A 24,206-nucleotide genomic window follows, 5' to 3' on the forward strand; every position below is an offset into this window, starting at 1 on the left:
AAGAAGGTTTGTTTGATCTGCAATATCTCCTATTACTTGAAGAACATCTTTTACTTGTTCTGTATCTTGGCTAAGTTGTTGTATTTTTACTGCTAATTCTATTTCTGTTGCTGCACTTACTTTTATTTCTTCTGTCAAATCAAGGATTGCTTGGTTTGCTTCTTTTAGAAATACATTTGCTTGAATCAAATCTTCTTTAGATGTTTTTGCTTCATCTATACTTGATCCCATCTCATTTTTTATAGTATCTGCTTGTTTTGTTGTAGTATTTACTACATCAGTTGACTCTTCTAAGAGTTTTCCTACTTGAAGTGATGTTGTTGAGAGTTCATGTGCTATAGAAGAGTTCTCATTTGATAGGTTTTTTGCATCTGCTATAAGTATTCTTACTTTTTCTATGAAGGCGTTTGTTCCTTCACTCGCTTGTGCTATTTCATCACGTCCTATAATTTCTAATTTTTTTGTTAAATCTCCATCTCCACTTGAAAGATCATTTGTTCTATCTATAAGATTGTTTAGTGGGGTTGAGACTACTTTTTTAATAAGAAACATATTTACTAAAATATTCATAACTATAAGCCCTAACGCTACAAGTATAAAAAAAGCTATCTCTTCAACAATAGTTTTATTAACTCTATCTCTTATAACAGTAATTTCTCTGTGAACATTATCAACATATACTCCTGTTCCAATCATCCAATTATACGGTTCAAAATTAGTTGCATAACTAAATTTTTGTTCTGGAACAGCATCTTTTTTCTTTGGCCATAAATAAGCAACTATACCACCACCATTTTTGGCTGCTTTTATTAAATCTTGGATAACAAAAACACCATTTTTATCTTTAATTTGGTTTAAATTTTTCCCTTCTAACTGAGGTTTTATAGGGAAAAGTACATTTGTACCATCATGTTCATAAATAAAAACATAACCGCTTTTATCTTTAAAAAATTTCAAACCTCTTAATGTCTCTTTAATAGTATATTTTATTTCTTTATCATCTTTACCCTCTTTTTTAAGAGCACTATACTGAGCTTGAACAATACCTTTTACTATTTCTATTTCATTCTTTAACTCTGTTTTTCTGGACATATACATATTATCTTCAAATTCACTTAATATAATATTTTGTTCTTTATTCATACTATGATTAGCTAAACCAATCAGTACCCCGCCTACAATTAACAATGAAATAATTAATGATATGCTAATACGTGTAGATATTTTCATTATTCACCCTCCATATGGTATTTAGCACAATTGCTATGTAAATATTATATCTTAAAATTGACAAAAATGACGCGAATATTATTGAATAGTTTTAATCTTCATAGTAAAAAACTAAATTTTTCCCTTTTTTCTTTGCTTTATATAATTCGCCATCTACTTTAGTAAAAACTTTTTCTATACTATCACCTTTTTTAAATTCTGCAACACCAAAACTTGCACTCAATAATTTTGCCTCTGTAAATGTATATGCAAAAATTGCTTTTCTAAATTTTTCAGCTAATTCAACTGCACCCTTGATATCTGTTTCATGACATATGAGCAAAAATTCTTCTCCACCCCATCTACCAAAAACATCTGTTTTTCTTTTGTTATCAAGTATAATTTGTGATATTTCTTGTAAAATTTTATCACCTATTTGATGTCCAAATTTATCATTTACTTTTTTAAAATCATCAATATCAAATAAAATAATACTAAGAGGCCTTTGAAATCTATCAAAAAGCTTTTTTTCATAAAGCATCATGTCATCTAATTTTGAGCGATTATATATACCGGTTAATTTATCAATAAATGAAAGTTTTTTTAGTTGTTTATTATATAAAAGAAGCTGATAATGTCTGTAAATAATAAATATAATAATTGCACAAATAAAATAAAATAATTCTCTCAAATATTTAAACTCTGCTTTAACAGTATAGTTAAGAGGAATCCATTTGTTTAATATTTGTTGGTGCTTTTCTTCATCAATAGAACTAATAGCTTTTTCAAAAACACTCAATAATAATGGAGCATCATTTCTTATAGCTATTCCTAATTCCCATTTTTCATCAAATTTACCTATTATTTTTAAAGAACCAAAATAATCACTTTGTATTTGATATGCAACAGTAGGTAATGTATCAATAAATCCAAAAAGCTCTTCTTTCTCTACTCTATCCAATCCATCTTTTATACTCTCTACTTCTACTAAATTTATATTTGGGTATTTTACTCTAAAAAAATTTCTATACCCATACCCTGATACGATACCAATTGATTCTCCTTTAATTGTATTTAACTCTGGATAAAAAATTTTATCCACTTTAGAGACTAAAACAAGTGGTATATTAAGATATGGTTTTGTAAAATTCATATACGATTTTCTTTGAGGTGTTTGCATTGCTAATGATAAAATATCACATTTTCTTTTTTGCGCAAAAGAAAGAGACTCTGACCAACTCTTTGTATTAATAAGCTTTATTGGTATATTGATTTTTTCTTCTATAAGATTGATATACTCACTAGACATCCCAATATGTTGCCCATTTTTATTTTTTTCTAAAGGCATCCAATTAGGATCAATACACATATTTATAATTTTTTTATTTTGTAAATATTTTTTTTCTTCTGAACTAATGATTATGCTCTTTATATTAGCAGATGAACCTAACCATTTATTTTTTATTTTCAACAACTCTTCTTCTGTTACACTACTTATTGCTTTATTAAAAAGTGTTTGTAAAATTTGATTGTTTTTTTGAAACATTAGATGTAAACTATAACTCTCACCACCATCAATAGTTATTTTTGAAGCAATATGAAGATTAGAAAGCATCTGCTTTTTTATAATATAATTTGCAGTAAAAAAATCTTCAATTGTAGCATCTGCTAAACCAAAAGCTACTGCTTCTAATGCTTCTTTTGAAGTACTAAACTCTAAAAATATAATACGTTTATATTTCTTTTTTATCAATTCTGCACTTGACCAACCTTTAATCACTGCTAAAATCTTACCATCCATATCATTTAAAGATTTAATCTTTTTTTCTTTGCTTTGTGTAATCAGTGAGAGACGCATTTTTAAAAACTCATCACTGAAAAGTGCTATTTTTTCTCTTTCTTGAGTTTTTCTCGCAGGATATAAAACATCTAATGTACCTGTTATAAACTTTTTATTTAAACTTTTCCAGTTATCAGTAACAAATACAACATCTAAACCAATTTTAGTTGCTAAAAGTTTAAAATAATCAACAGCATACCCTTTTGCTTTTTCTTGTTGATTAAAATCATAAGGATACCAATCTAATTCATTTGAAACTTTAAGAATATGCTTTTGACCAATATAATTTTTTTCTTCATCAGTTAAGTTTAATATAGTAGCATTTAAAGATATACTGAGTAATAATAAAAGAAATAAAAAAATTCTCATTATATCTCCATAAATTTTTATAGAGATAATATTATCATAATCCACTACTTCTTATTCTTAAATACCCTTATTTTATTTATAATAATTATGATTTAAAATATTTTCATACCAAGTTGTGCAAAAAGTATCATCAACACTAAAGACATAGGGTAAACAGCTGCATAAGCTATAGATGAATACTCAGTCTTTGTTGTATTGTTTATCATGCTTAATGTTGGAGTCGATACCATAGCACCAGAAAGTAATCCTAATATATTTATAAAATTCATCTTTAAAAACACTCTACATATAACTGTCACTATTAAAATTGGTAATATTAGCCCACCTAGTGCTATATAAACTGGGATAAATCCATTTAAGGAGATTGCTTCAACAAGATACTTACCTGCATTTGTTCCAATTGTAGCCATAAATATTAACTGCCCCAGTGTTTTCATCATACTTGTTGAATGAGGTGATAACTGCCAAACAATAGGTCCAATTCGTCCTAATCTACCTAGAATAATAGCTGTAAGTAAAATCCCTCCAACAAAACTCAGTTTAATACTACCAATACCTGGAAAAGTAAAAGGAATACTCCCTAATAATATACCTAAAACAATACCTAGTGAGATGGGTAAAAAATCTGCTGCTGGGTATTTAAGTAAATCATTTCCTATGATTTTTGTCACTCTTTGACCATATTCTTGTGGAGCAACCACATAAAGTTTATCTCCTAATCTTAATGTCAATCCAGGATATGGCGTGATATCTATGCCTGAGCGTCTTACTTTTGTAATCACAGTACGAAGTGATTGTAATTGAGTTAATTGAGCTATTTTTTTACCAACTATTTTTGGTGATGCAACCAATAATCTATACACTTTCATATCATCATGAAACTCAACTGATTCTTTTATCTCTTCACCTAAAATTATCTCTAGTTTTTTTAACTCAGTAGCAGTTCCTGAAGCTCTTAAAATATCATGAATATTAAGAATAGGATTTTCATCTATATTTTCATTGTTTTCATGTAGCTCAATTCTTTCAATAATAGCACCTGTCATATCTTCAATTTGAGATTTTTTAATATCTGAATTTTTAAAGTTATCATTTGTAATTTTATAATTTTTAGTAAAAACATCTGGATATTTTGCTCTTTGATTTACTTCATATAGTTCTATCTCTTTATTTAAATCCACTCTAAAAAGAATAGGTAAAATACGAATAAATAAAACAGTAACAACAATACAAAAAGGATAGACTAACCCAAATATAACAGAAATTGAAGGATCATTTTCTACTTCCAATGCAGAAGCTAAAGCAGGTACGCTTGTTAATGAGCCTGCAAAAATACCTTCTATTGTTCCAGTAGGTAATTTCATATACATACCAACAACTAAAATCACTATAAAGATAAGCGAAACTAAAAGTATTGCCAATAAATTTAATCTTACACCATTTTTTTTAATAGTTTCAAAAAAACCAGGACCTGATTGTAAACCAACGGCATAAATAAAAATAGCTAAACCAAAAAATTTAAACTCATCGGATATCACCATACCAAAATGTCCAGCTACAAGTGCAACTATGAGCATAGCAGTAATATCAAGAGAAAAACCTTTTATTTTTATATTACCAAGAATATAACCTATAGAGATTATGGAAAAAAGATAGAAAATTTCATTGTGAATCATAAGATATGCCATTAATATTTTAATTTAGGCGAATTATACTACAATTTTGGGGATTTATGTGAGAAAGGGGTAACGAGCGAAAATATTTCGCTCGTTGCGTTATTATAAAGCAGTAACGTTTTCTGCTTGAGGACCTTTTTGGCCTTCACCAACAGTATAAGTAACTTTTTGGCCTTCTTCTAAAGATACACGTCCGTATCCTGAGTTATTTACTTGACGAAAATGAACGAATACATCTTTTCCACCATCATCTGGTTGGATAAATCCAAAACCTTTTTCACTGTTAAACCATTTTACTGATCCATTTACTAAATCTGCCATTGCAATTCCTTTTTGTTTATTCTCTAAATGAGCTTTTTTTAAAATATAAAATGAAGTTTTTTGTCACGGTTTTACTGCTCACTAAAGTCAACAAATAAAAACTGATTAAATAGAAAACTTTAAATCACTTTTCAAGGTAACAATTATACCTGAAAAAAATTAATTTTGCACCAAATATTGCTTTTTTTTTCAATTTATGTGCACTTTTCCCTAATATACGCACTTTTCTACTCTTTTTTATGTCCAGACACCTTCTATTTTATATCCACAATAGCAACAAATTCCTTTTTCATTAAGTTTATTTGTTACATATTGTCCAATGTGTCCTTCTCTTTTTATAACTTTTTCTTTACAACGAGGACAATACGTAGATTCATAATCCTCATCATCAATATTTCCTACATAAACATATTTTAATCCCTCTTCTTGTGCTATTTTATATGCTCTTCTTAATGTTGCTTTTGGTGTATTTGGAGTATCAAGCATTTTATATGTGGGATGAAATGCTGAAAGATGCCAGGGTATAGAAGTATCTACACTAGCTATAAATTTTGCAATACTACGAATCTCTTCATCAGAATCATTTTTATCTGGAATCAAAAGTGTTGTTATCTCTATCCAAATTCTTTTTTGATATGCATACTTTACAGCTTCTAAAACAGGTTTCAATCTTGCTCCACAAATTTTTCTATAAAACTCATCAGAAAAACTTTTTATATCTATATTCATTCCATCTAAAAATGGAGCGAGTAAATCTATGGCTTTACGAGTTTCAAAACCACTTGTTACATAAATATTTTTTAATCCACTCTCATGTGCTAGTTTTGCAGTCTCATAGGTATACTCAAAAAATACAATAGGTTCATTGTACGTATAGGCAATAGATTGGCATTGATGCTCAATTGCAAGGGCAACAATTTCTTTACATGTAAGCTTTTGTCCAACTATCTTATGACTATTTTCTTTTGGATATTGAGAGATACTGTGATTTTGACAAAATAGGCACGAAAAATTACAACCAATAGTTCCAACTGAAAATGCTTTACTCGTTGGAAGAAAATGAAACATTGGTTTTTTTTCTATGGGATCAATATGAGCAGCACTAACCAGTTCATACACTAAAAGTTGTAATTCTCCCTTTTGAACTTGACGCACACCACAAATCCCATACTCCCCTTCTTGAAGTTTACAAGCATGCGCACACGCTTGACATAAAACTTGTCCATCACTCAATCTTTTGCTCAACCATGCTTCTTGAGTCATATTTATTCCTATATTATGCTCATTTTGCATCCAATGTCAGTCATGCCATTAAAATAAATAGCACTAGTGACTATTCCATCTACGCCACTTTTGGCATATTTATCTGCATTTTTTATATTTACTCCACCAGCTACTAATATCTTTACATGTACAAAATGTTTATTTTTGTACTTTATAACTTTTTCTAAAAGCTCTACACTCACTTTATCAAGCTGAATAACATCAACACCCACTTGCATTAAAGAGATAGAGTCTTCTAAACTTTCTGATTCTACTACAACCTTTTTTTCTGGTGTTTTTGCTTTTATCTTTTTTACTTCATCATAAAAAACTTCATCACTTTTATATACCAATCTATGATTAGGAAAAAACAGTATAGTTTCACTTAATCCTAAACGATGCGGCATTGCTCCACCATTCATAATAGATTTTATACAAAACCTTTTTGCAAAAGGAAAAGTTTTACGTGTTGCTAAAAGTTCAATATTTGGATTTGATTTGAGCATTATTTTTTTCATTTCATAGGCATAATTTGCCATCTTACAACTATACTCTAAAATAACTTGTGATGACCTCCATGCTTGATGAACTTTTTCATAGTCTCCACTAAATGAAAGTAAAACATCTCCTTTTTTTGCCAAAGTTTTTGAAGATACACATGTTTCAACTTTACAACCAAGAAGTTTAGCAATCCTTGCAGATTCTTCAGAACAAGAGACTAAAGTATCTTCTCTAGTATATATTTCCAATCGAGCTTTTTTATCACTACAATTTTGAGTATATGTAGTCAAATCAAAATATGGAATATCCTCTTTTATATATTCCATTAATTCTATATCAGTTAAATTAAACAATATTTTTCCTTATATAATTTCTTTTTACATAAAATAATAAACTATTTACTTATAATAGGAGAAAAAGCTTTTGTACCAACATTGACTGTGTCTCCAATTTTTAAATGGTGTGATTCCTCTTCTGATATAACTATTTCAACAATTTGTTGTCCAATAGAGATGATAGCTATATATATCACATCAACTTTAATAATATTTAAAATTTCCCCTTCAAAAGAAAACTTTTGAGAGCCATTTGTTTTTAAAAGAATTTCCCGAGGATTTCCGTCATTTAATATCAAACCTTCTTTTAAAACAATTACCCGATTTGCAAGTCTATATATTTCACTTGGATCATGACTTACCATAATAGTTGTAGTATTAAACTCTTTATGCAAAAGTAAAATTTCATTTTGAAGTTTTATTCTCATAGCTGGATCAAGAGCAGATAAAGGCTCATCCATAAGAAGAAGTTTTGGTCTGTTCATCATCGCTCTACACAAACTCACTCTTTGCTTTTGTCCACCACTTAAACTATTAGGATATCTTTTTCCAAGTTCTGTAAGTTCTGTAAGTTCTAAAAGGTATTTGGCTAACTCTTTATCTTTATTCACAAAAAGCAAATTATCTTCTATACTCATATTAGGGAAAAGTGCATAATCTTGAAATACAAAACCTATTTTTCTTTTTTGTGGCACTAAACAATGATTCTCATCAAGCCAAGCTTCACCATCAATATGTATTTCACCATCTGCAGTTTCAAGTCCTGCTAAAATTCTAAGTAAAGTTGTCTTACCACTTCCACTTACTCCAGCTAAAGCAACAAAATCATTTTTTTCTATCTGTAAATCAACCATCAAATCCATAGTACCATTGCTACCATGAAGTCTTTTCTTTATATCAATATTTATCATTTGTCAATTCCAGTGAGTTTTTTATTAAATCTGTGGTTAAAAACATATACACTTAAAAGTACTATAAAACTTATAATAACCATGATTGCACTATAAACATGTGCACTCGTATAATCTAATATTTCAACAAACTCATAAATAGCAACTGAAGCAACCTTTGTCTCTTTTGGAATACTACCACCTACCATTAAAACTACTCCAAACTCCCCAACAGTATGTGCAAAAGTAACAATAATTGCTGTTAAAAGAGATGGTTTTATATTTGGTAATGCAACTCTTAATAAAGTTTGTATTTTATTTTTTCCACTTACATAAGAAGCTTCAATCATGTTTTTATTTATACTCTCAAACCCACTTTGAAGTGGTTGTACCATAAATGGCAAAGAGTAAAAACAACTAGCAATAACCAAGCCTGTAAAATTAAAAACTAATTTTATACCAAAATACTCATCAAAAAAAGCACCTATAGGCGAATTATGCGATAAAGCCCACAAAATATAAAAACCAAGAACTGAGGGAGGAAGAACTATAGGAAGGGCACTTATGGCTTCTAAATATGGTTTCATTTTTGATTTAGTTTGTGATAAAAACCAAGCCAATGGTAAAGAAACAAAAAATAAAATCACAGTAGTAATCCCCGCTAATTTAAAAGATAATAAAAATGGTCCAAACTCCAAGTTTTGTAAAATTTCAATCACACTAAAACCTCTTTTATAGAAAGTTCACTTGCTCTTATAAATACTGTTACTTCATCACCTACATGTAAATCCATCGCATCTACATTTTGCGTTGTAAGAATACTTTCTAAACTTATGTCATTTGATAAAGTTTTTATATTAGATAAAAGCTTCCCTTTTGATATGTCAGTTATTTTTGCTTTTAATTGATTTGAAAAGCTTATCTGGCCTGAAAAGTTTTTTGCTATAGCAACACTTGTAGATTTTACAGCTAGTTTAACTTTTGAATCAATTTTAACTTTTCCCAATTCTAAACTCATCATAAAAAGTGATTGATTTGAAATTTCAAACTCTACTATATTTAAACTTTCATTATTTTGTATATCTACAACTGTTGCTATATGCTCATTCATGGCACTAAATATCCATAAGATTCAAAGATTTTTCTAGCTTTTTGTCCCAATATAAAGTCATAAAAATCTTTTACTCCTTTAGTATTTTCACCATTTTTCAAAATAACTATGCCTTGATTAATCGGTGTATAGAGTTTTGGATTAACATCTACCCAATTTATATTTTTTTTAAACTTGGCCATTTTTGGGCTATATAAAGATGACTTTGCTATAAAACCAAGATCAGTTGCGGTTATAGTATAAGCTACTGTTTGAGAAATAGACTCTGCGTAAACAAGTTTATCTTTTGTACTATCATATATTTTTGCATTTTTAAATGCCTCAACAGCTGCCTTTCCATATGGTGCTGTTTTAGGATTTGCAATTGCTATTTTATTTATACTTGCTTCTTTTGCAAGTTCTATACCTTTAGTAAAGTCTTGTTTTTTATTACTTAACATTGCTAGGGAACCTTGTGCGTAAATTACTGGTTTTGTAATAGCAATTTTATCTACATGTAAAGCTTTTGGATACTTCATGTTTGCTGCCATAAAAAGTCCATAAGGGGCACCATTTTTTATTTGAGCCGTAAGTTTTCCACTACTACCTAAAGTAACTCTTACTTCCGTTTCTGGATATGCCTTGTTAAACTCTTTTTTTAACTGAGGTATCGCATAGCTTACATTTGCTGCAACTGCTATATTAATAACTTCAGCTAAAGCAAAACTACTCAATACTAAAAGTCCTAATACTATCTTTTTAAACATATCTTCTCCTATTTTCCTATGATTATACTACTTGATTTTATCATTGTACAAACTTTTGTGCCAACTTCTAAATTTAAAGATTCAACTGATCCTGTTGTAATAGTTGCCACAACAACATCTGTATCTCCAACATCTACACTCACTTGTGAATTGACCTCTCCTTTTTTTACATTTGTAACTACACCAACAAGCTTATTGCGAGCACTTGTTTGTAAATCTAAAACTGTTGTTAAAATAACAGAAGATGCTTTGATAATAGCAACCACACCGTTACCAACTTCCAAACCAAGCTCTTCCACAGCACTATTAGTAATATTTGAAACCAATACTACTCCACTCTTAAGTACCACACTCACTTCTGCATTTACTTTTGCTCTTTTTATATCACCTATTTTTCCAAATAGTTGATTTCTTGCACTTATATGCATTGAGAGTCTCCTTATTGTTTTCATAGTTCCATTATCCATGTCAGTTAACAAGGTTAATTTTTCTAAAAATCTTTTTTGTTCTATTTCAATAATTTCATATGTCTTTAAGAGATTTTTTCCATAAGAAGTAAGTTTTGTACCACCTCCTCCCGCACCGCCTGTCTCTTTCTCTACAATTGGAGTAGGAGAAAGGTTGTTCATAGCATCTACTGCTTCCCATGCACTTTTATAACTCATAGGAACTACTTTAGCCGCTTTAGAGATTGAGCCAACTTTATCTATTGCATGAAGGAGGTTAATTCTTTTTTCAAGTAAAAATGGTGTATTTGCTAATTCTAAGGTCAGATTAGATGATATTTCCAAGTATTTTCCTTCGTTGTATTTTTAAAAACATAACGAAATATAGCGTTATATATCTTAAGATATAATGAAATTAGAAAATAGATTTTATAAGTAAAGGAATATTTTAAAGTCTACAAGCCCAACAATTATCTTGATTTTCGCAGCTTGAACAACAAGGAACACTTTCACCTATAGATTCAAATATAAATTTTTTCCATAGCATATTTTTAGGTTTTCTTTTATGTAAGATTGGAAAATGTTTTTGCATATATCCTCTCATCTGTTCGCGACTTTTTAAACCTAAGTCTTCATAAAGATGATTCATTTCTAAAGAAACTTCTGCAAGACGGGGAGCTACTTCATGTAAAGCTTTTTCATCTTTCGCATACCGTTGCAAAAATAGAGTTACTTTATCTTGTAATATATTTAATTCTGTTGTATCAATCACTTTTTCCATGATATCTCCATAAAATTACAAATATTAGAGCACTTCAAATATAGATATTATAGAATATTCCTTTAAAAAGAGCTAATACTAATAATTTTACATATTTTTTTTTGTTTTATTAGTTGCTATTGCTTCATATGGATTTTCTGGCCAATAGTGTTTTTTATATTTACCTCTTAACTCTTTTCTTACCTCATCATAAGAATTTTTCCAAAAACTTTCTAAATCATATGTTATTTGTATAGGCAAACGCGCAGGACTTAGAAGATGAACTTGTAAAGCTATTGTGTTGTTAAGAATTTTTGGAGCGAGCCTTAATCCAAAAACTTCTTGTATTTTCACTGCGAATATTGGAGTTTTAATGTTTGAATAATCAATACTTATAAATGACCCACTTGGTACTTTTATACTCTTAGGTACTAATTTGTCTAAAAGTTTTTGATTTTCCCATGATATTTGTGATAATAAGATATTGTACATATTGAGGGTTTCTAACTCTTTTATTGTTTTTATGTTTGTCAAATAAGGGGCTATCCAAACGTCTAAAGTCTCCATCAAACTCTCATCACTAAAATCTATTAAATCTGTTTTTGTATGAGCATTTAAAAAATTTACCCTATTTCTTAAACTCTTTGCTTCTTTACTCCAAGTAAGAAGCTCTAATCCTTCTTCTTTTAATAATTTAATAAGCAAGTCTTTAAAATCTCTTTTATCAGTTTTAGTACTTGATATTGAGGAAAGTTGCAATTGTAAAAAACATTTATTTTCACGTATGTCTAACTTTTTAGTTTGTTTGTTATACTTTATGCTCTCTTGAGTTTTAATATATGAATCAAAATACTTCTCAACCATATATAAAGTTATACTACATGCTTGGTTTATATAAGAGTCTTGCTCATGAGCGTTAAGATTTGGCACCACTAAATACTCTTCACTAAACAGGCTATCTTCTACATGTAAAGTAGCTCCTTTACCATTACTCAGTTTATATTTCGCATCACCTTGGCTTCTTTTTTTCGCTAATCTATCAGGATAAGCAAACAATAATAAAATACCAATCATTTCAACTTCAAAACTTTTTGATGATATGACTACTTTTTTTATACTCTTTAACTTTTTATAAAAAGAGTCCGCTTCTTTTAATACCTCTTTTGATACAAATTTATTGATATATTCACTTTGAAAATCTTTTTCATAAAGATGTATAAATCTAGTTCTTATGTCACTATCTCTAAAAGTATTTTTAAAAATATCTTTTGCATTTAAAAGTGCACCCAAAAGACAGGCTTCATAAGCATAACCTAACTCATTTGCTTTGAGTATCATATATGAGTATCTAGGATGCATTCCTAAAGATAGAGCATCTTTCCCAAATAGAGTAATTTGATACAATTTATCTAGCATCATAAGTTCTTGTAGTACTTCTTTACTCTTAGCTATAACTTTCTTGTCAGGTATATCTAACCAACACAGTTCATCGAACTCATCTACTCCCCATAAAGCTAAATCCAACACTACTGAACTTAAATCAGTTCTTAGTATCTCTGGTTTTGTACTCTCTTGTAAAATTTTATTTTTATGCCATAACCTATAACATTTACCAGAAGATAATCTTCCTGCTCGCCCTGCTCTTTGAGTTGCTGAATCTTGTGAAATAAAACTAAGTTCTAAATGGTTCATACCAGTTGCATAATTATAGCGAGAGAGTTTTTCTAGCCCTGAATCAATCACAATTTTTATCCCTTCTATTGTTAAAGAAGTTTGAGCAATATTTGTTGAGAGAATAATTTTTCTTTTATCTGATTTTTCTATAGCTCTATCTTGATCTTGTTTAGACAAAGTAGAATATAAAGGAAGAATTTGCATTTTTTTATCTTCTATCTTTTGACTTAAAACTTTTTGTAAAGCTTTTATCTCTCTAATCCCTGCTAAAAATACCAAGATATCACCACTCTCTTCTTTTAAAGCTTTTAAGATTGTCTGTAAAAGTACTGTATTGAGAGTTTTTACTGTTGGCTGAGAAATATGTGATTCTAAATAATTCATTTGTACATCATAAATCTTTCCTTGTGACGTAACTACTGGAACATTGCCTAAAAGATTTATAAGTGCTTCAGAGTTTAAAGTAGCAGACATAATCAAAATCTTTAAATCATCTCTTAGTAACTCTTGTACTTGTAAAGATAAAGCTAATGACAAATCTGTATGTATACTTCTCTCATGAAACTCATCAAAAATTACTAAGGCTGCATTCTCTAAAGATTGATTATTTTGAAGTTTTTTAACAAGTATTGCTTCTGTGAGAACTAAAATCTTTGTGTGTACTGAAGTGCACTTATCCATTTTGATTTGATAACCAACTCTTTGCCCTACTTTTTCCCCTAAACTTTTTGCCATCTGTATAGCTACTTGGCGTGCAGCAACACGTCTTGGCTCTAAGACAATAATAATTTTATTATCAAGCCAAGGCTCATCTAATAAAGAGATAGGCACTACCGTACTTTTTCCTGCTCCTGGAGGTGCTTGTAAAATAAGCTTAGTGTTTACTCTTAGTTTTTCTTTTATCTCAGGTATAACTTCATTTATAGGTAATTTTTGCATAAACAATTGTATCCTTTACATGTAAAAGATATTATAAAGTATCCCCTAAAAAAAACTCAAACAAGTCAATATAATAGCTGGACCAGCAATACCCGCTATCAAACCAATCAATAAAAAATCTTTTGTAAAGAGTTTCCCAGAAGAAAAAGCTATAGCATTAGGTGGTGTGGAGACTGGAAGTATCATAGCACATGATGCACATAAAGCAACAGAAATCACCATAAAAGATATAACACTATCTCCTAAAGTACTTACAAGTGCTATAACTAAAGGTAACATGATATTTGTTGCTGCAGTATTACTCATAAAGTTTGAAACCAATACTATAATAGCAGCAAATATTGATACAATAATATAGATGCTTAAACCTTCTAAATTTATTTGTGTGCCCAACCAACCATCAAGTCCTGTTTTACTTACTCCAGCACCAATTGAAAGACCCCCAATAATAAGTATAATAACATCCCATCTAATAGAACTTATATCTTCTTTATCAATCAAACCAAAAAGAGTAAAAACAACTATAGGCAACAAAGAGACAACAGTAAGTGGAATATGATGAAAAGGTCCTGTTAACCAAAGTAAAATGGTTGTAGAAGCTGTAACAATAACTAAGACTTTTTTCCAACTTGGAATTTTCGGAACTGTGGTGAATTCTGTCGTTGAATCATCATAATGTTTTACATGTTTAACTTTACTAATATCTATAATATCTTCATTAGATGGATAAACTTTTAATATAACAAACCTTAAAACCAAAACTATTAGTATTGCAGGAGGTAAAGCTATCATCATCCATGATACAAAAGAAGGAGCATCATCTCCTAATATACCTACAGCAATTGCATTTGGAGGAGTACCTATAATAGTTCCCATACCTCCAATATTTGCTGATACTACAACTGCAAGTAAAATTCCCTTTTGAAAAGGATTATCTTTTTTCATGTTTTTTAGTATAGGAATTAACAGTGTCATCATCATAGCCGTTGTTGCAGTGTTAGAAACAAACATAGATAAAACAAAAGTAACAAGCATAAGCCCTGAAAGAATATTTTTTGGTTTATTACCAAAATAAAACAGAGCCTTTTTTGCAAGCCATAAATCTAGTTTTGTTTTTGATGCAGCAATAGCTAAAATAAAACCTGAAAGAAATAAAAATATTAAAGGAGATGACCAAGATTTTAAAAAATACGTCCACTCTTTTGAACCACTACTAAAATCAAAATCATGAAATCCTAAAAAAAGAATTTCTAATGCAATAATTAAAAAAGAGACAGCAAAAGCTGGAACAGCTTCACTCATCCATAACAAGGCAGAAAAAACCATAATAAAAAGCATATAAGAAGCTTGTACACTCAAGCCTACATAATCTGGCATAAAAGCAATAAAATATGCAATAAATAAAGAAATCAGAAATTTACTCAGTGAACTCTTTACTGTCATTTTTAGTCTATTGTTTATAATCTTTCGATTTTTATTTATCATAATGACCTTTTTCTATTGTCTGCTAGTTTTTTTGCGCGTGAGATTATAGCTAATTAAATACTTAATCTATATTAAATAATTACTATTTTTATAATAACATAAGATTACAAACTCTTTTTTTCATAAGAAAAAGAAGATACAGATGCGAATACTAAACAATAAATACACCTGAAATTAATAGTTTAATGTGATAACGTAAACTCATATATAATATTTATCCATACATAATCCTTTATTAAATTTATTATAACAATATTTATTATTTTATATATACATTATGATTCATGAGTGAGATTTAAGATAATACTATTTTTTATGATGTATAATAATCAAGAAGAAGGGGATTTGTGAGATTTTTTAAAATACTTATATTAATATTTTATACAACTGTTCTTTATGCTCAACCTTTATATATGAGTAATCATGTAAAACTTACGAATATACTACCATACTCTAAAATTTACATAGATAAAAGTCAAACTTTAACAATAAATAATATTTTAAAAAACGATATTCCTTTTAAAAAAAATAAACAAAATATTTTAAGCTTTGGTTTTTCCCCAAATTTTGACGTTTGGATACAATTTTCCCTTACAAACAACTCAAAAAAAACAATTCACAAAATAGTAGAATACAAAAACCCCCTTACAACACATATAGAATTTTATGATCCTGATAAAAACTTTGTAGTCCAAAAAGATGGTCTTTTTACTATAAATACAAAAAGAAGAACACTCAATCCTATCTTTCACATATTGATAAAACCACATGAAACTAAAACTTATTATTTAAAAGCCTCTTCATACATAACTACGCTTATTATTAACATTAATATGTGGGATAGTACAAGTTTTTATCAAACAGAAGTAAAACATCAATTTATTTTGGCACTTTTTTTTGGTGCTATGATGATACTTGGTTTTTATAATCTATTTATATTTTTCTTTACTAAAGATATAAGTTATCTTTTTTATTTTTTATATGTTGTTGGTGTTGTTATTCACCATGGTCTTTATGTAGGTGTTGTACATATCTATATACTCAACCAAACTTGGATTATACATATAGTTAATAATGCTGCATTTGCCGCTGCTTTACCAATTTTTTGGTTAGTTCTTTTTACAAAAACTTTTTTAAGAACTAAACAGTATCCTATTCTCGATAAATTATTAACTCTCTTGATTATTTTACTTCCTTTTACTACATTAGTATTTACGTTGACAAATGAATTTAACAAATATAGAAATATTATGCCTGTTTTAGTGCTTTCATATTTAATATTTATAACTATTTATGCTGTTTTTAAAAAAAATAGACAAGCTTATTTTATTTTAATTGGTTGGTCTGCTATATTTATAGCTATTTTATTTATGCTGTTATCTAGCGTAGGAATGTTTAGTATATATCAATATATCCCATACTATATAGAAGTTTCACTTGTTTTTGAAGCCGTTATATTTTCCATTGCTTTAGCAGATAGAATAAAACAACTCCAAGCCGATAAAGAAAAAGCAAATCAAAAGCTTTTTGATCAACAAGTCAATGAAAGAAGAAGACTCTTTATGCAAGTAGAAGAAAAAACTAGAGACTTAAAAATAGCATTAGATGAAAAACAACTTCTTTTAAAAGAGTTAAATCATAGAGTCAAAAATAATATGCAAACTATAGTTTCGCTCATAAGACTACAAAAAGATAAAATTAAAGATGAAAAATTAAAAGATGTACTCACTACAATACAAAACAGAATAAAATCAATCAGTCATTTACATGAACTTTTATATGAAAATGAAACCATAGCTTATGTAAATGCTTATGAGTATTTTGAACTTATTATTGAAGGGATTGAAGAGAGTTATGAAAATGAAGTCAATATACATATAGATATACAAACCAAACTGAAAAATGAACAAGCCATTTACTGTGGTCTTATCCTTAATGAACTCATAACAAATTCTTTAAAATACGCTTTTCCTAATCAAAAAGGAAATATATATATTAGTTTGAAAAAAAATAAAAACACATATGACTTATCTATCAGTGATGATGGTATAGGCTATAATCAATCTATGCCTACAAATTCTTTAGGAAACATTCTAGTAGATACTTTAGTCAAAAGACAGATAAAAGGAAATATAACCGTCGATTCAAAAGATGGCGTAAAAGTAAGGATAACATGGGAAGACAATGAGTAAAGCCAAAATACTTGTAGTAGAAGATGAAAGTATAGTAGCACTTGATATAAAAAATGCCCTCATAAATTTAAATTTTCAAGTAACAGATATGGTAACTAACTATGATGATGCTATGCAAAGTATAAAAAAAAATAGACCAGATATCTTACTCACTGATATTCATCTAGAAAATAGCAAAGATGGAATAGAGCTCGCTAAAGATATGCAAAAGATAGAAACTATCCCTGTTATATACCTTACAGCATTTGCAGATGACGATACTATACAAAGAGCTATTGAAACAAATCCAGTAAATTATCTTCATAAACCTTTTAAAAGAAAAGAGTTAAAATCTGCCCTTCTTTTAAGTATATATAAAATCAACCAATCAAGTCAGGAAGTCATATCAACCAATTGTAAAAATTTAGGGTTTAACTACTATTTTGATTTAGAAAACAATGCACTTTATTATAATACTATGCTAATAAAACTTACTCAAAAAGAGACTGAACTACTCAATATACTGATTCAAGCAAAAGGAACTTTAGTCTCTATTGAAACGTTAGAAAATATGCTATGGCCTGAAAATATAGTCTCAAATAGCACACTAAGAACACTTATTTATAGATTAAGAACAAAATTAGAATACAAACTCATTGAAACTGTACACTCTACAGGATTAAGATTAGTTCCTCTTTACTAATTAATTACCTACTTTAGCGCTAAGAGTGTTTTATACTCATCTAAAGCATAATCATCTGTCATACCACTAATATAATCTATAACAAGCCTCACTCTATAATACCACTCTAGCATTTCATAGGCTTCTATATCTTCTTTATTTAATTTTTCTACATCCTTTTTGTAAGCCACAATCTGCTTTGATGAAATCCTTTTTATAAGTCTCATAGCAATAAAACACTCTATTTTTTTATCTTCTATAAGTTTTTTAAAGTCTTTACATGTAAGAGATAAAAGTGGTTTATATATATCTAGTAAACCATTGATGATAGAATAACCTTGAAGCTCTAAAGTTTGAACATGTCTATTTTGATAAATGTACTTTACAGATATGTTTTGTAAAATCTTGATAGCTTTATAATATTTACTTGTTTTATCATACTCTAATAAAGCAGAATTGAACTCTCCATTGAAAATAGACTCATGATTATCTATATAAATATCAACTACGTGCTTCACTAAAGAATTCACAAGATTTGCACGAATCAAAGTAAAAAACATATTAAATTGATACGGCTCTTCATCTTTTTTTGCTTGTTCATATCTTTTTTGTATCACTTCTAACAGATAATTTTCATCCTCTTTTTCACACTCTTTTTTTATTAAGTTATACACCTCATCAAGGCTCAGTATACCCTTCTCTACTGAGTCTTCTAAATCGGCTGTTAAGTACGATATATCATCAGCTGCTTCCATAATATATGTGATAGGAAACCTACATCCACTCTTTACATATAGAGCTTTTTGAATCTTTTGTATAAACTTTTTTTCACTATAATAAAACCCTGGTTTTTTCTTTAAATAATCTAATGCATCATCTTCAAAAGGTTTATCTTCATACGCACCTCTAGTATACTTTAAAACTGAGAGTATCTGCGTATAAGAAAGATTGAGTCTTTGAAGCTTGGTTATAACTCTTAAGGCCTGTGCATTTCCATCGTAGTTACATATATCTTTGCTTAGTTCTTCTTTAAGTTCTTTGGTCTTTTTGGTAGTACATGTATAGTTATTTAAAATACTTACAGCATTATCTTTCATCCATTTATTTATAGTTTGCTCTGCAAAATGCCCAAAAGGAGGATTGCCTATATCGTGAAGTAAACTTGTCATTTCCGCTGTTGATACAAAAGCATTTTCTAACTCTTCAAGTTTATACTTTTCTAAACCTTCTTTTTTAAGTTTTGTAAAAATTGTTTTAGCAATAAAACGAGCATTTTGTGATACTTCCAAAGAATGAGTAAGTCTTGTACGAATAGAAGCATTAAGCTCAAGTGCAAAAACTTGTGTACGTTTTTGAAGACGTCTTAAAGCTGGAGCAGAAAGAATACGACCTCTATCACTCTCTATAGAAACTTCTATATTTGTTGCGGGGTAAAACTCTCTATCTAAGGTAAATTTTTTAGTATAATCAATCATCAATCTTCTCTTTGTATATTCTAATTTTTACTTGATATGTTAACATTTTAAAAATTTTATATTACTTTCATCAAATACAATGCTTAAACAACTGATTTAGCATGCTTTTTAAATAAAAATTCTCGTCCAACTTTAACCATTGGCTTATTATCATAAGCGATAATATCTGCTGTTGCATATGTTTCACTCCATCTCTCAGGTAAAAATGATCCTGTGCCAATAATATCGATTGGGGCTTTTGCACATGCCATAGAAAGACACTTTTGTGCACTAAATCCAGATGAAGCAATAATACGTACTTTAGGGAAACCTGCGTTATCTAGTGCCTCACGCATACTCCATAAAGCAGCAGCAGAAACTCCCATACCAATAAGGTCATGAAGTTGAGTTTTTGTACGGTATTCGAGCATTACATCAGGGGCATGTCTTTCTAAAACTTGATAACTTTTTTGTGTATCCAGTCCTTCTAAAAAACGTCCTCCATGAGTATCAAGACGTACACTAATTTTTCCTTGCTTAGCTAAGTCAGAAAAAGCATCACAAACCTCTAATGTATCAGTAATTTCACAACCAAAATAATCAGCTAAAATAGGAAGATTTTCCTCAGGAAAACATTCATGAAACATTTGAGCTGCTTTAAGCGTTGAGCCAGCATATCCAATAAAAGCATGAGGAACAGTACCCAATCCTTTCTCTTTACCAAAAAAATGGGCTGTTGCATCCGTAGCATTACCAATAAATCCTACCGCCCCAAGATTCTGTTGTGCAGCTACTGAGCCAACAGAAGCACCATAAGCCATTATTTCAGCCATTTCTGTTCCGGCACAGTGGCGTGCATCCATAGCTAAAAAAGAGACTTGAGGAAGTGTTTGGCACATCTCATAAGCATTATAAGCTGCAATACATGCCGAACCTAATTTTTGTAAAATAAGTGTTTCTAATTCGACAATAAAAGCAAAAGAACCACTTAAGTACATTAAAGGCTCTCCAGAGCCAACCCATTCACCTTCTTTATGCATCTTTTCAATAGTAATGTCTATACTGCGATACGCTGCTTGTGTTTGAATCCACTCTTCAGCTAAGCGTATTGCTGAAAGGACAGGGCGTCGTAAAAAAAAAGCATAGGTAACTTGCTTATCACCAAAGTGTTCAATGAGAATTTTTGTATTGGAAAAATATTTATCAGTCCACGCTGAGACATCTGTAACATTAGATAATGTACTCTTTTGCATAAAGCTCCTTGTTTTTTCATTCTATATTTATATACTCATTTTGCTATACTACGGCTTAAAAAGTAAAAAATGGGTCTTAAAATCTTCTTTGAAATATATGACTTTAGAAAGAAATAAGAATGATAAATAACACAAAACAATATACACTAATTAAATGGTGGCGAATGATTCGACCTCATACCCTAACTGCTTCATTTATACCTGTTATCTTAGGAAGTATCTTAGCATTAGAAAACACTAATACAATACAATGGAATCTTTTTTTAGCAATGCTCATAGCCTCAGTACTTATTCAAATTGCAACCAATCTTTTTAACGAATACTTCGATTTTAAACGAGGTCTGGATACTGCTGATTCAGTTGGTATTGGTGGTAGCATTGTACGTGATGGATTTCAACCTAGAACCATTTCTAACTTAGCTAAATTATTATGTTTCATCTCTCTTCTTATAGGACTTTACATTTGTGTTAACACTAATTGGTGGGTAGGACTTGCTGGCATTATTTGTATGGCTATAGGTTACCTTTATTCAGGTGGTCCAAGACCTATTGCATATACTCCTTTTGGTGAAATCGTTTCAGGCCTTTTTATGGGGCTTTTTATTCTTTGGATTTCTTTTTATATTCAAACTGATACCCTTAGTATACGTGCTGTACTTATTTCTTTACCAATTGGTTTTTTAGTAGGTGCTATTAATATGGCAAATAACATTCGTGACTTAGATAATGACCAAGAAAAAGGACGACGAACCTTACCAATCATATTAGGGCATAAACGAGCAGTACAAGTATTTAGTAGCGTTATTATTACAGCTTATCTTTGGCTTGTTTGCTTAGTTATGTTAAAAATTGTTTCTTTTTGGGTTTTAGTAGTCTTTTTTAGTCTTCCAAAAGCCCTGCAAGCAATTAATAAATTTAAAATCAAAGCAAGTGCAATAGTATTGATGCCAGCTATGCGTGCAACAGCTCAACTCTCCACTCTTTTTGGACTACTTTTATTTGTAGGACTTGTATTAGAACGTATAATTTAACGGTATATTTAGTACATAAAACTTAATTTTTAAAAGGATATATATGCAATACTTGATAATAATAACAATAATATGGGCATTTTCATTTAGTTTTATTGGTGAATTTTTAGCAGGGCATGTAGATAGCTATTTTGCAGTATTAGTACGTATAATACTTGCTTCACTAATCTTTTTACCATTTACCAAATTTCGCGCTATTCCAACAGAATTAAAGATTAAAATGTTACTCATCGGTAGTATACAAATAGGCTTGATGTACCTTTTCTTTTACCAATCTTTTTTATTTCTTAGTGTTCCGGAAGTTCTTCTTTTTACTATTTTTACACCCATCTACGTGACATTATTTTATGATGCATTAAAAAAACAATTCAAACCTTTATACTTAATAAGTACTAACATAGCAGTTTTAGGAACATACATTTTAAGATACCATAATATTAATTCAGAATTTATCACTGGCTTTTTAATGGTACAAGGAGCAAATATCTGTTTTGCTATTGGACAAAGTTCGTATAAAAAAGTGATGGAATCGCACTCAAATATTAAACAACGTGATATATTTGGATATTTTTATTTTGGAGCTTTATGTGTAAGCATTATAGCCTTTATCTTTTTTGCTAATCCTCAAAAGATTTCCCCTTCACTTATACAATGGTGTGTTTTAATCTGGCTAGGTGTTGTCGCTTCTGGCTTAGGGTATTTTTTATGGAACAAAGGTGCCTGTGAAGTTGATGCTGGAGTACTTGCTATCATGAATAATGCTTTAGTGCCAGCAGGGCTTATTGTTAACCTTCTTATTTGGGAAAAACCGACCAATTATCTTTTACTAGGCTTAGGGAGTATTATCATAGCCTTCTCATTGTGGTTACATCATTTTTTTATAAAGCAATATAGGCTTAGTAAATAAAAAAATTTATTCATAAAATACAGAACTTACACTTAACTAATACTACATAGATATAATCCTCCTTCGATACTACACTATATTGAAGTAGATCTTTGTAAACAGTGGTTTATGAAGATCTGTCTTCTTAATATAAAAGGAAATGTTAATGAATTTTTTACGCAATGATTATGTTAAAGTCAAGTCATTTTTGGGAACAAAAACTTCTATTAATGAAGTAGGTGTAAAACAAAATTATTGGAAATTGATAAATCACTGTGGTAAAGTACTTAGAAAAAGAGAGATTGCCCATCTTGCTTTTAGTGAAAGTGAATTGCAACTACTCGTTCAATTTGGTGATGAAGTTGATAAGTACAATCTATCGTACCATAATGAAGAAAAAAATTCGTTTTGGATACTCCATTCTGACTTAGAATTAGTAAGCACTGCAAATAGTGCTTAAAAAGATTGGATGGCTTATAGATTTATTACTATGGATTACATAGAATCACTAAACATTAACTACATATTTTTATTATACAATATCTTAATATTTTAATAAGGAGTATTACTATGAGTTTATTGAAAGTTTTCCTATTGAGTACTATTGTACTCGTTAGCAGTACATTTGCAGAGAGTTTTATGCTCGATAAAGCACATACAAATGTAGGTTTTAAAGCAAAACATCTTTTGGTTTCATCAGTCAATGGTAATTTCGACATGTTCGATGGAAGTATAGAGTTTGACTATATGAAAAAACAACTTAAAGCCCTAAAAGGAACAATTAATGTTGCCTCTATTGATACAGACAATGAAAAACGAGATAAGCATTTAAAAAGTCCTGATTTTTTTGATGCAAAAAAATTCCCTAAAATGACCTTTGTTTCTACAAAAGTAGATGGCAATCACCTTTGGGGAGATTTAACAATCAAAGGTATAACAAAAAATATCAAACTTGAAATAGATGATGTAGGGACTATAATTGGACCAAAAAGTAATAAACGTATTGGTTTTGTTTTAGAAGGCAAAATTAATAGATTAGATTATGGACTCAACTGGAATAAACTTCTTGAAACAGGTGGGGCTATTGTTTCTAACGAGATCAAACTGATTATTGAGCTAGAAGGTATTGAAAAGAAAAAGATGTAAAACTACGTTGTAAAATTA

The 24,206-nt window shown here is 29.5% G+C and carries 22 protein-coding genes; 6 read left to right on the forward strand and 16 right to left on the reverse strand.

The genetic code is table 11. From position 1 onward, the window contains the following. The 14 genes from K354_RS15080 to K354_RS0100070 all read right to left on the reverse strand — a co-directional run. A partial coding sequence (locus K354_RS15080) for a cache domain-containing protein (RefSeq protein WP_024953459.1) occupies nucleotides 1–1,230 on the reverse strand: 1,230 nt, incomplete at its 3' end. Nucleotides 1,231–1,321: 91 nt separating this feature from the next. Continuing rightward, nucleotides 1,322–3,418: a transporter substrate-binding domain-containing diguanylate cyclase gene (locus K354_RS14495; RefSeq protein WP_024953460.1), complete on the reverse strand. Its 2,097-nt coding sequence runs from the start codon at nucleotides 3,416–3,418 to the stop codon at nucleotides 1,322–1,324. A gap of 92 nt (nucleotides 3,419–3,510) precedes the next feature. After that, entirely contained in the window at nucleotides 3,511–5,106 is a 1,596-nt protein-coding gene (locus K354_RS0100015) for an aspartate:alanine exchanger family transporter (protein WP_245600544.1), read from the reverse strand. Between the two features lie 90 nt (nucleotides 5,107–5,196). Further along, nucleotides 5,197–5,415, reverse strand: coding sequence for a cold-shock protein (locus K354_RS0100020; RefSeq protein WP_024953462.1), 219 nt, complete (start codon nucleotides 5,413–5,415; stop codon nucleotides 5,197–5,199). Nucleotides 5,416–5,652: 237 nt separating this feature from the next. Continuing rightward, nucleotides 5,653–6,678 (reverse strand): AmmeMemoRadiSam system radical SAM enzyme, encoded by a 1,026-nt coding sequence (gene amrS / locus K354_RS0100025; protein ID WP_024953463.1) that lies wholly within the window; start codon nucleotides 6,676–6,678, stop codon nucleotides 5,653–5,655. Nucleotides 6,679–6,686: 8 nt separating this feature from the next. Continuing rightward, nucleotides 6,687–7,532 carry a ModD protein gene (gene modD, locus K354_RS0100030; RefSeq protein WP_024953464.1) on the reverse strand — a complete coding sequence of 282 codons (846 nt, stop codon included), beginning with the start codon at nucleotides 7,530–7,532 and terminating at the stop codon, nucleotides 6,687–6,689. 41 nt (nucleotides 7,533–7,573) lie between these two features. Beyond that, nucleotides 7,574–8,425: an ABC transporter ATP-binding protein gene (locus tag K354_RS0100035; protein WP_024953465.1), complete on the reverse strand. Its 852-nt coding sequence runs from the start codon at nucleotides 8,423–8,425 to the stop codon at nucleotides 7,574–7,576. Then, nucleotides 8,422–9,123, reverse strand: coding sequence for a molybdate ABC transporter permease subunit (modB, locus tag K354_RS0100040; protein ID WP_024953466.1), 702 nt, complete (start codon nucleotides 9,121–9,123; stop codon nucleotides 8,422–8,424). Before modB ends, K354_RS0100035 begins: the two co-directional genes overlap by 4 nt. Further along, nucleotides 9,120–9,515 (reverse strand): TOBE domain-containing protein, encoded by a 396-nt coding sequence (locus tag K354_RS0100045; protein WP_024953467.1) that lies wholly within the window; start codon nucleotides 9,513–9,515, stop codon nucleotides 9,120–9,122. Before K354_RS0100045 ends, modB begins: the two co-directional genes overlap by 4 nt. Then, a complete protein-coding gene (gene modA, locus K354_RS0100050) occupies nucleotides 9,512–10,261 on the reverse strand; it encodes a molybdate ABC transporter substrate-binding protein (RefSeq protein WP_024953468.1) in 750 nt (249 codons plus the stop codon). The genes K354_RS0100045 and modA overlap by 4 nt, the downstream gene beginning before the upstream one ends. 8 nt (nucleotides 10,262–10,269) lie before the next feature. Then, on the reverse strand, nucleotides 10,270–11,052 hold the full coding sequence (locus tag K354_RS0100055) for a TOBE domain-containing protein (RefSeq protein WP_024953469.1): 783 nt from the start codon (nucleotides 11,050–11,052) through the stop codon (nucleotides 10,270–10,272). A gap of 103 nt (nucleotides 11,053–11,155) precedes the next feature. Further along, nucleotides 11,156–11,488 (reverse strand): nitrogen fixation protein NifQ, encoded by a 333-nt coding sequence (locus K354_RS0100060; protein WP_024953470.1) that lies wholly within the window; start codon nucleotides 11,486–11,488, stop codon nucleotides 11,156–11,158. 87 nt (nucleotides 11,489–11,575) lie between these two features. Next, entirely contained in the window at nucleotides 11,576–14,080 is a 2,505-nt protein-coding gene (hrpB, locus tag K354_RS0100065; protein WP_024953471.1) for an ATP-dependent helicase HrpB, read from the reverse strand. Between the two features lie 45 nt (nucleotides 14,081–14,125). Next, complete coding sequence (locus K354_RS0100070; protein ID WP_024953472.1) at nucleotides 14,126–15,565, reverse strand: SLC13 family permease; 1,440 nt, start codon at nucleotides 15,563–15,565, stop codon at nucleotides 14,126–14,128. 347 nt (nucleotides 15,566–15,912) lie between these two features. Here K354_RS0100070 and K354_RS0100075 point away from each other — a divergent pair, with 347 nt between their 5' ends. Both K354_RS0100075 and K354_RS0100080 read left to right on the forward strand, forming a co-directional pair. Further along, nucleotides 15,913–17,757: a 7TM diverse intracellular signaling domain-containing protein gene (locus K354_RS0100075; RefSeq protein ID WP_024953473.1), complete on the forward strand. Its 1,845-nt coding sequence runs from the start codon at nucleotides 15,913–15,915 to the stop codon at nucleotides 17,755–17,757. Next, entirely contained in the window at nucleotides 17,750–18,439 is a 690-nt protein-coding gene (locus K354_RS0100080) for a response regulator (protein ID WP_024953474.1), read from the forward strand. The genes K354_RS0100075 and K354_RS0100080 overlap by 8 nt, the downstream gene beginning before the upstream one ends. An 8-nt stretch (nucleotides 18,440–18,447) precedes the next feature. Here the strand turns inward: K354_RS0100080 and dgt are convergent, their stop codons facing one another. Beyond that, complete coding sequence (dgt, locus tag K354_RS0100085; protein WP_024953475.1) at nucleotides 18,448–19,893, reverse strand: dGTPase; 1,446 nt, start codon at nucleotides 19,891–19,893, stop codon at nucleotides 18,448–18,450. A gap of 83 nt (nucleotides 19,894–19,976) precedes the next feature. After that, on the reverse strand, nucleotides 19,977–21,125 hold the full coding sequence (locus tag K354_RS0100090; RefSeq protein ID WP_024953476.1) for a nicotinate phosphoribosyltransferase: 1,149 nt from the start codon (nucleotides 21,123–21,125) through the stop codon (nucleotides 19,977–19,979). A 119-nt stretch (nucleotides 21,126–21,244) separates the two neighbouring features. Here K354_RS0100090 and K354_RS0100095 point away from each other — a divergent pair, with 119 nt between their 5' ends. From K354_RS0100095 to K354_RS0100110, 4 genes are all read left to right on the forward strand, one after another. Continuing rightward, nucleotides 21,245–22,156 carry a 1,4-dihydroxy-2-naphthoate polyprenyltransferase gene (locus K354_RS0100095; protein ID WP_024953477.1) on the forward strand — a complete coding sequence of 304 codons (912 nt, stop codon included), beginning with the start codon at nucleotides 21,245–21,247 and terminating at the stop codon, nucleotides 22,154–22,156. A gap of 43 nt (nucleotides 22,157–22,199) precedes the next feature. Beyond that, complete coding sequence (locus tag K354_RS0100100) at nucleotides 22,200–23,063, forward strand: DMT family transporter (RefSeq protein ID WP_024953478.1); 864 nt, start codon at nucleotides 22,200–22,202, stop codon at nucleotides 23,061–23,063. Between the two features lie 145 nt (nucleotides 23,064–23,208). After that, entirely contained in the window at nucleotides 23,209–23,502 is a 294-nt protein-coding gene (locus K354_RS0100105) for a hypothetical protein (protein ID WP_024953479.1), read from the forward strand. A 110-nt stretch (nucleotides 23,503–23,612) separates the two neighbouring features. Continuing rightward, complete coding sequence (locus K354_RS0100110) at nucleotides 23,613–24,188, forward strand: YceI family protein (protein WP_024953480.1); 576 nt, start codon at nucleotides 23,613–23,615, stop codon at nucleotides 24,186–24,188. Nucleotides 24,189–24,206: the final 18 nt, after the last annotated feature.

Source organism: Sulfurospirillum arcachonense DSM 9755, from assembly GCF_000597725.1.
Classification (GTDB): Bacteria; Campylobacterota; Campylobacteria; order Campylobacterales; family Sulfurospirillaceae; genus Sulfurospirillum_A; species Sulfurospirillum_A arcachonense.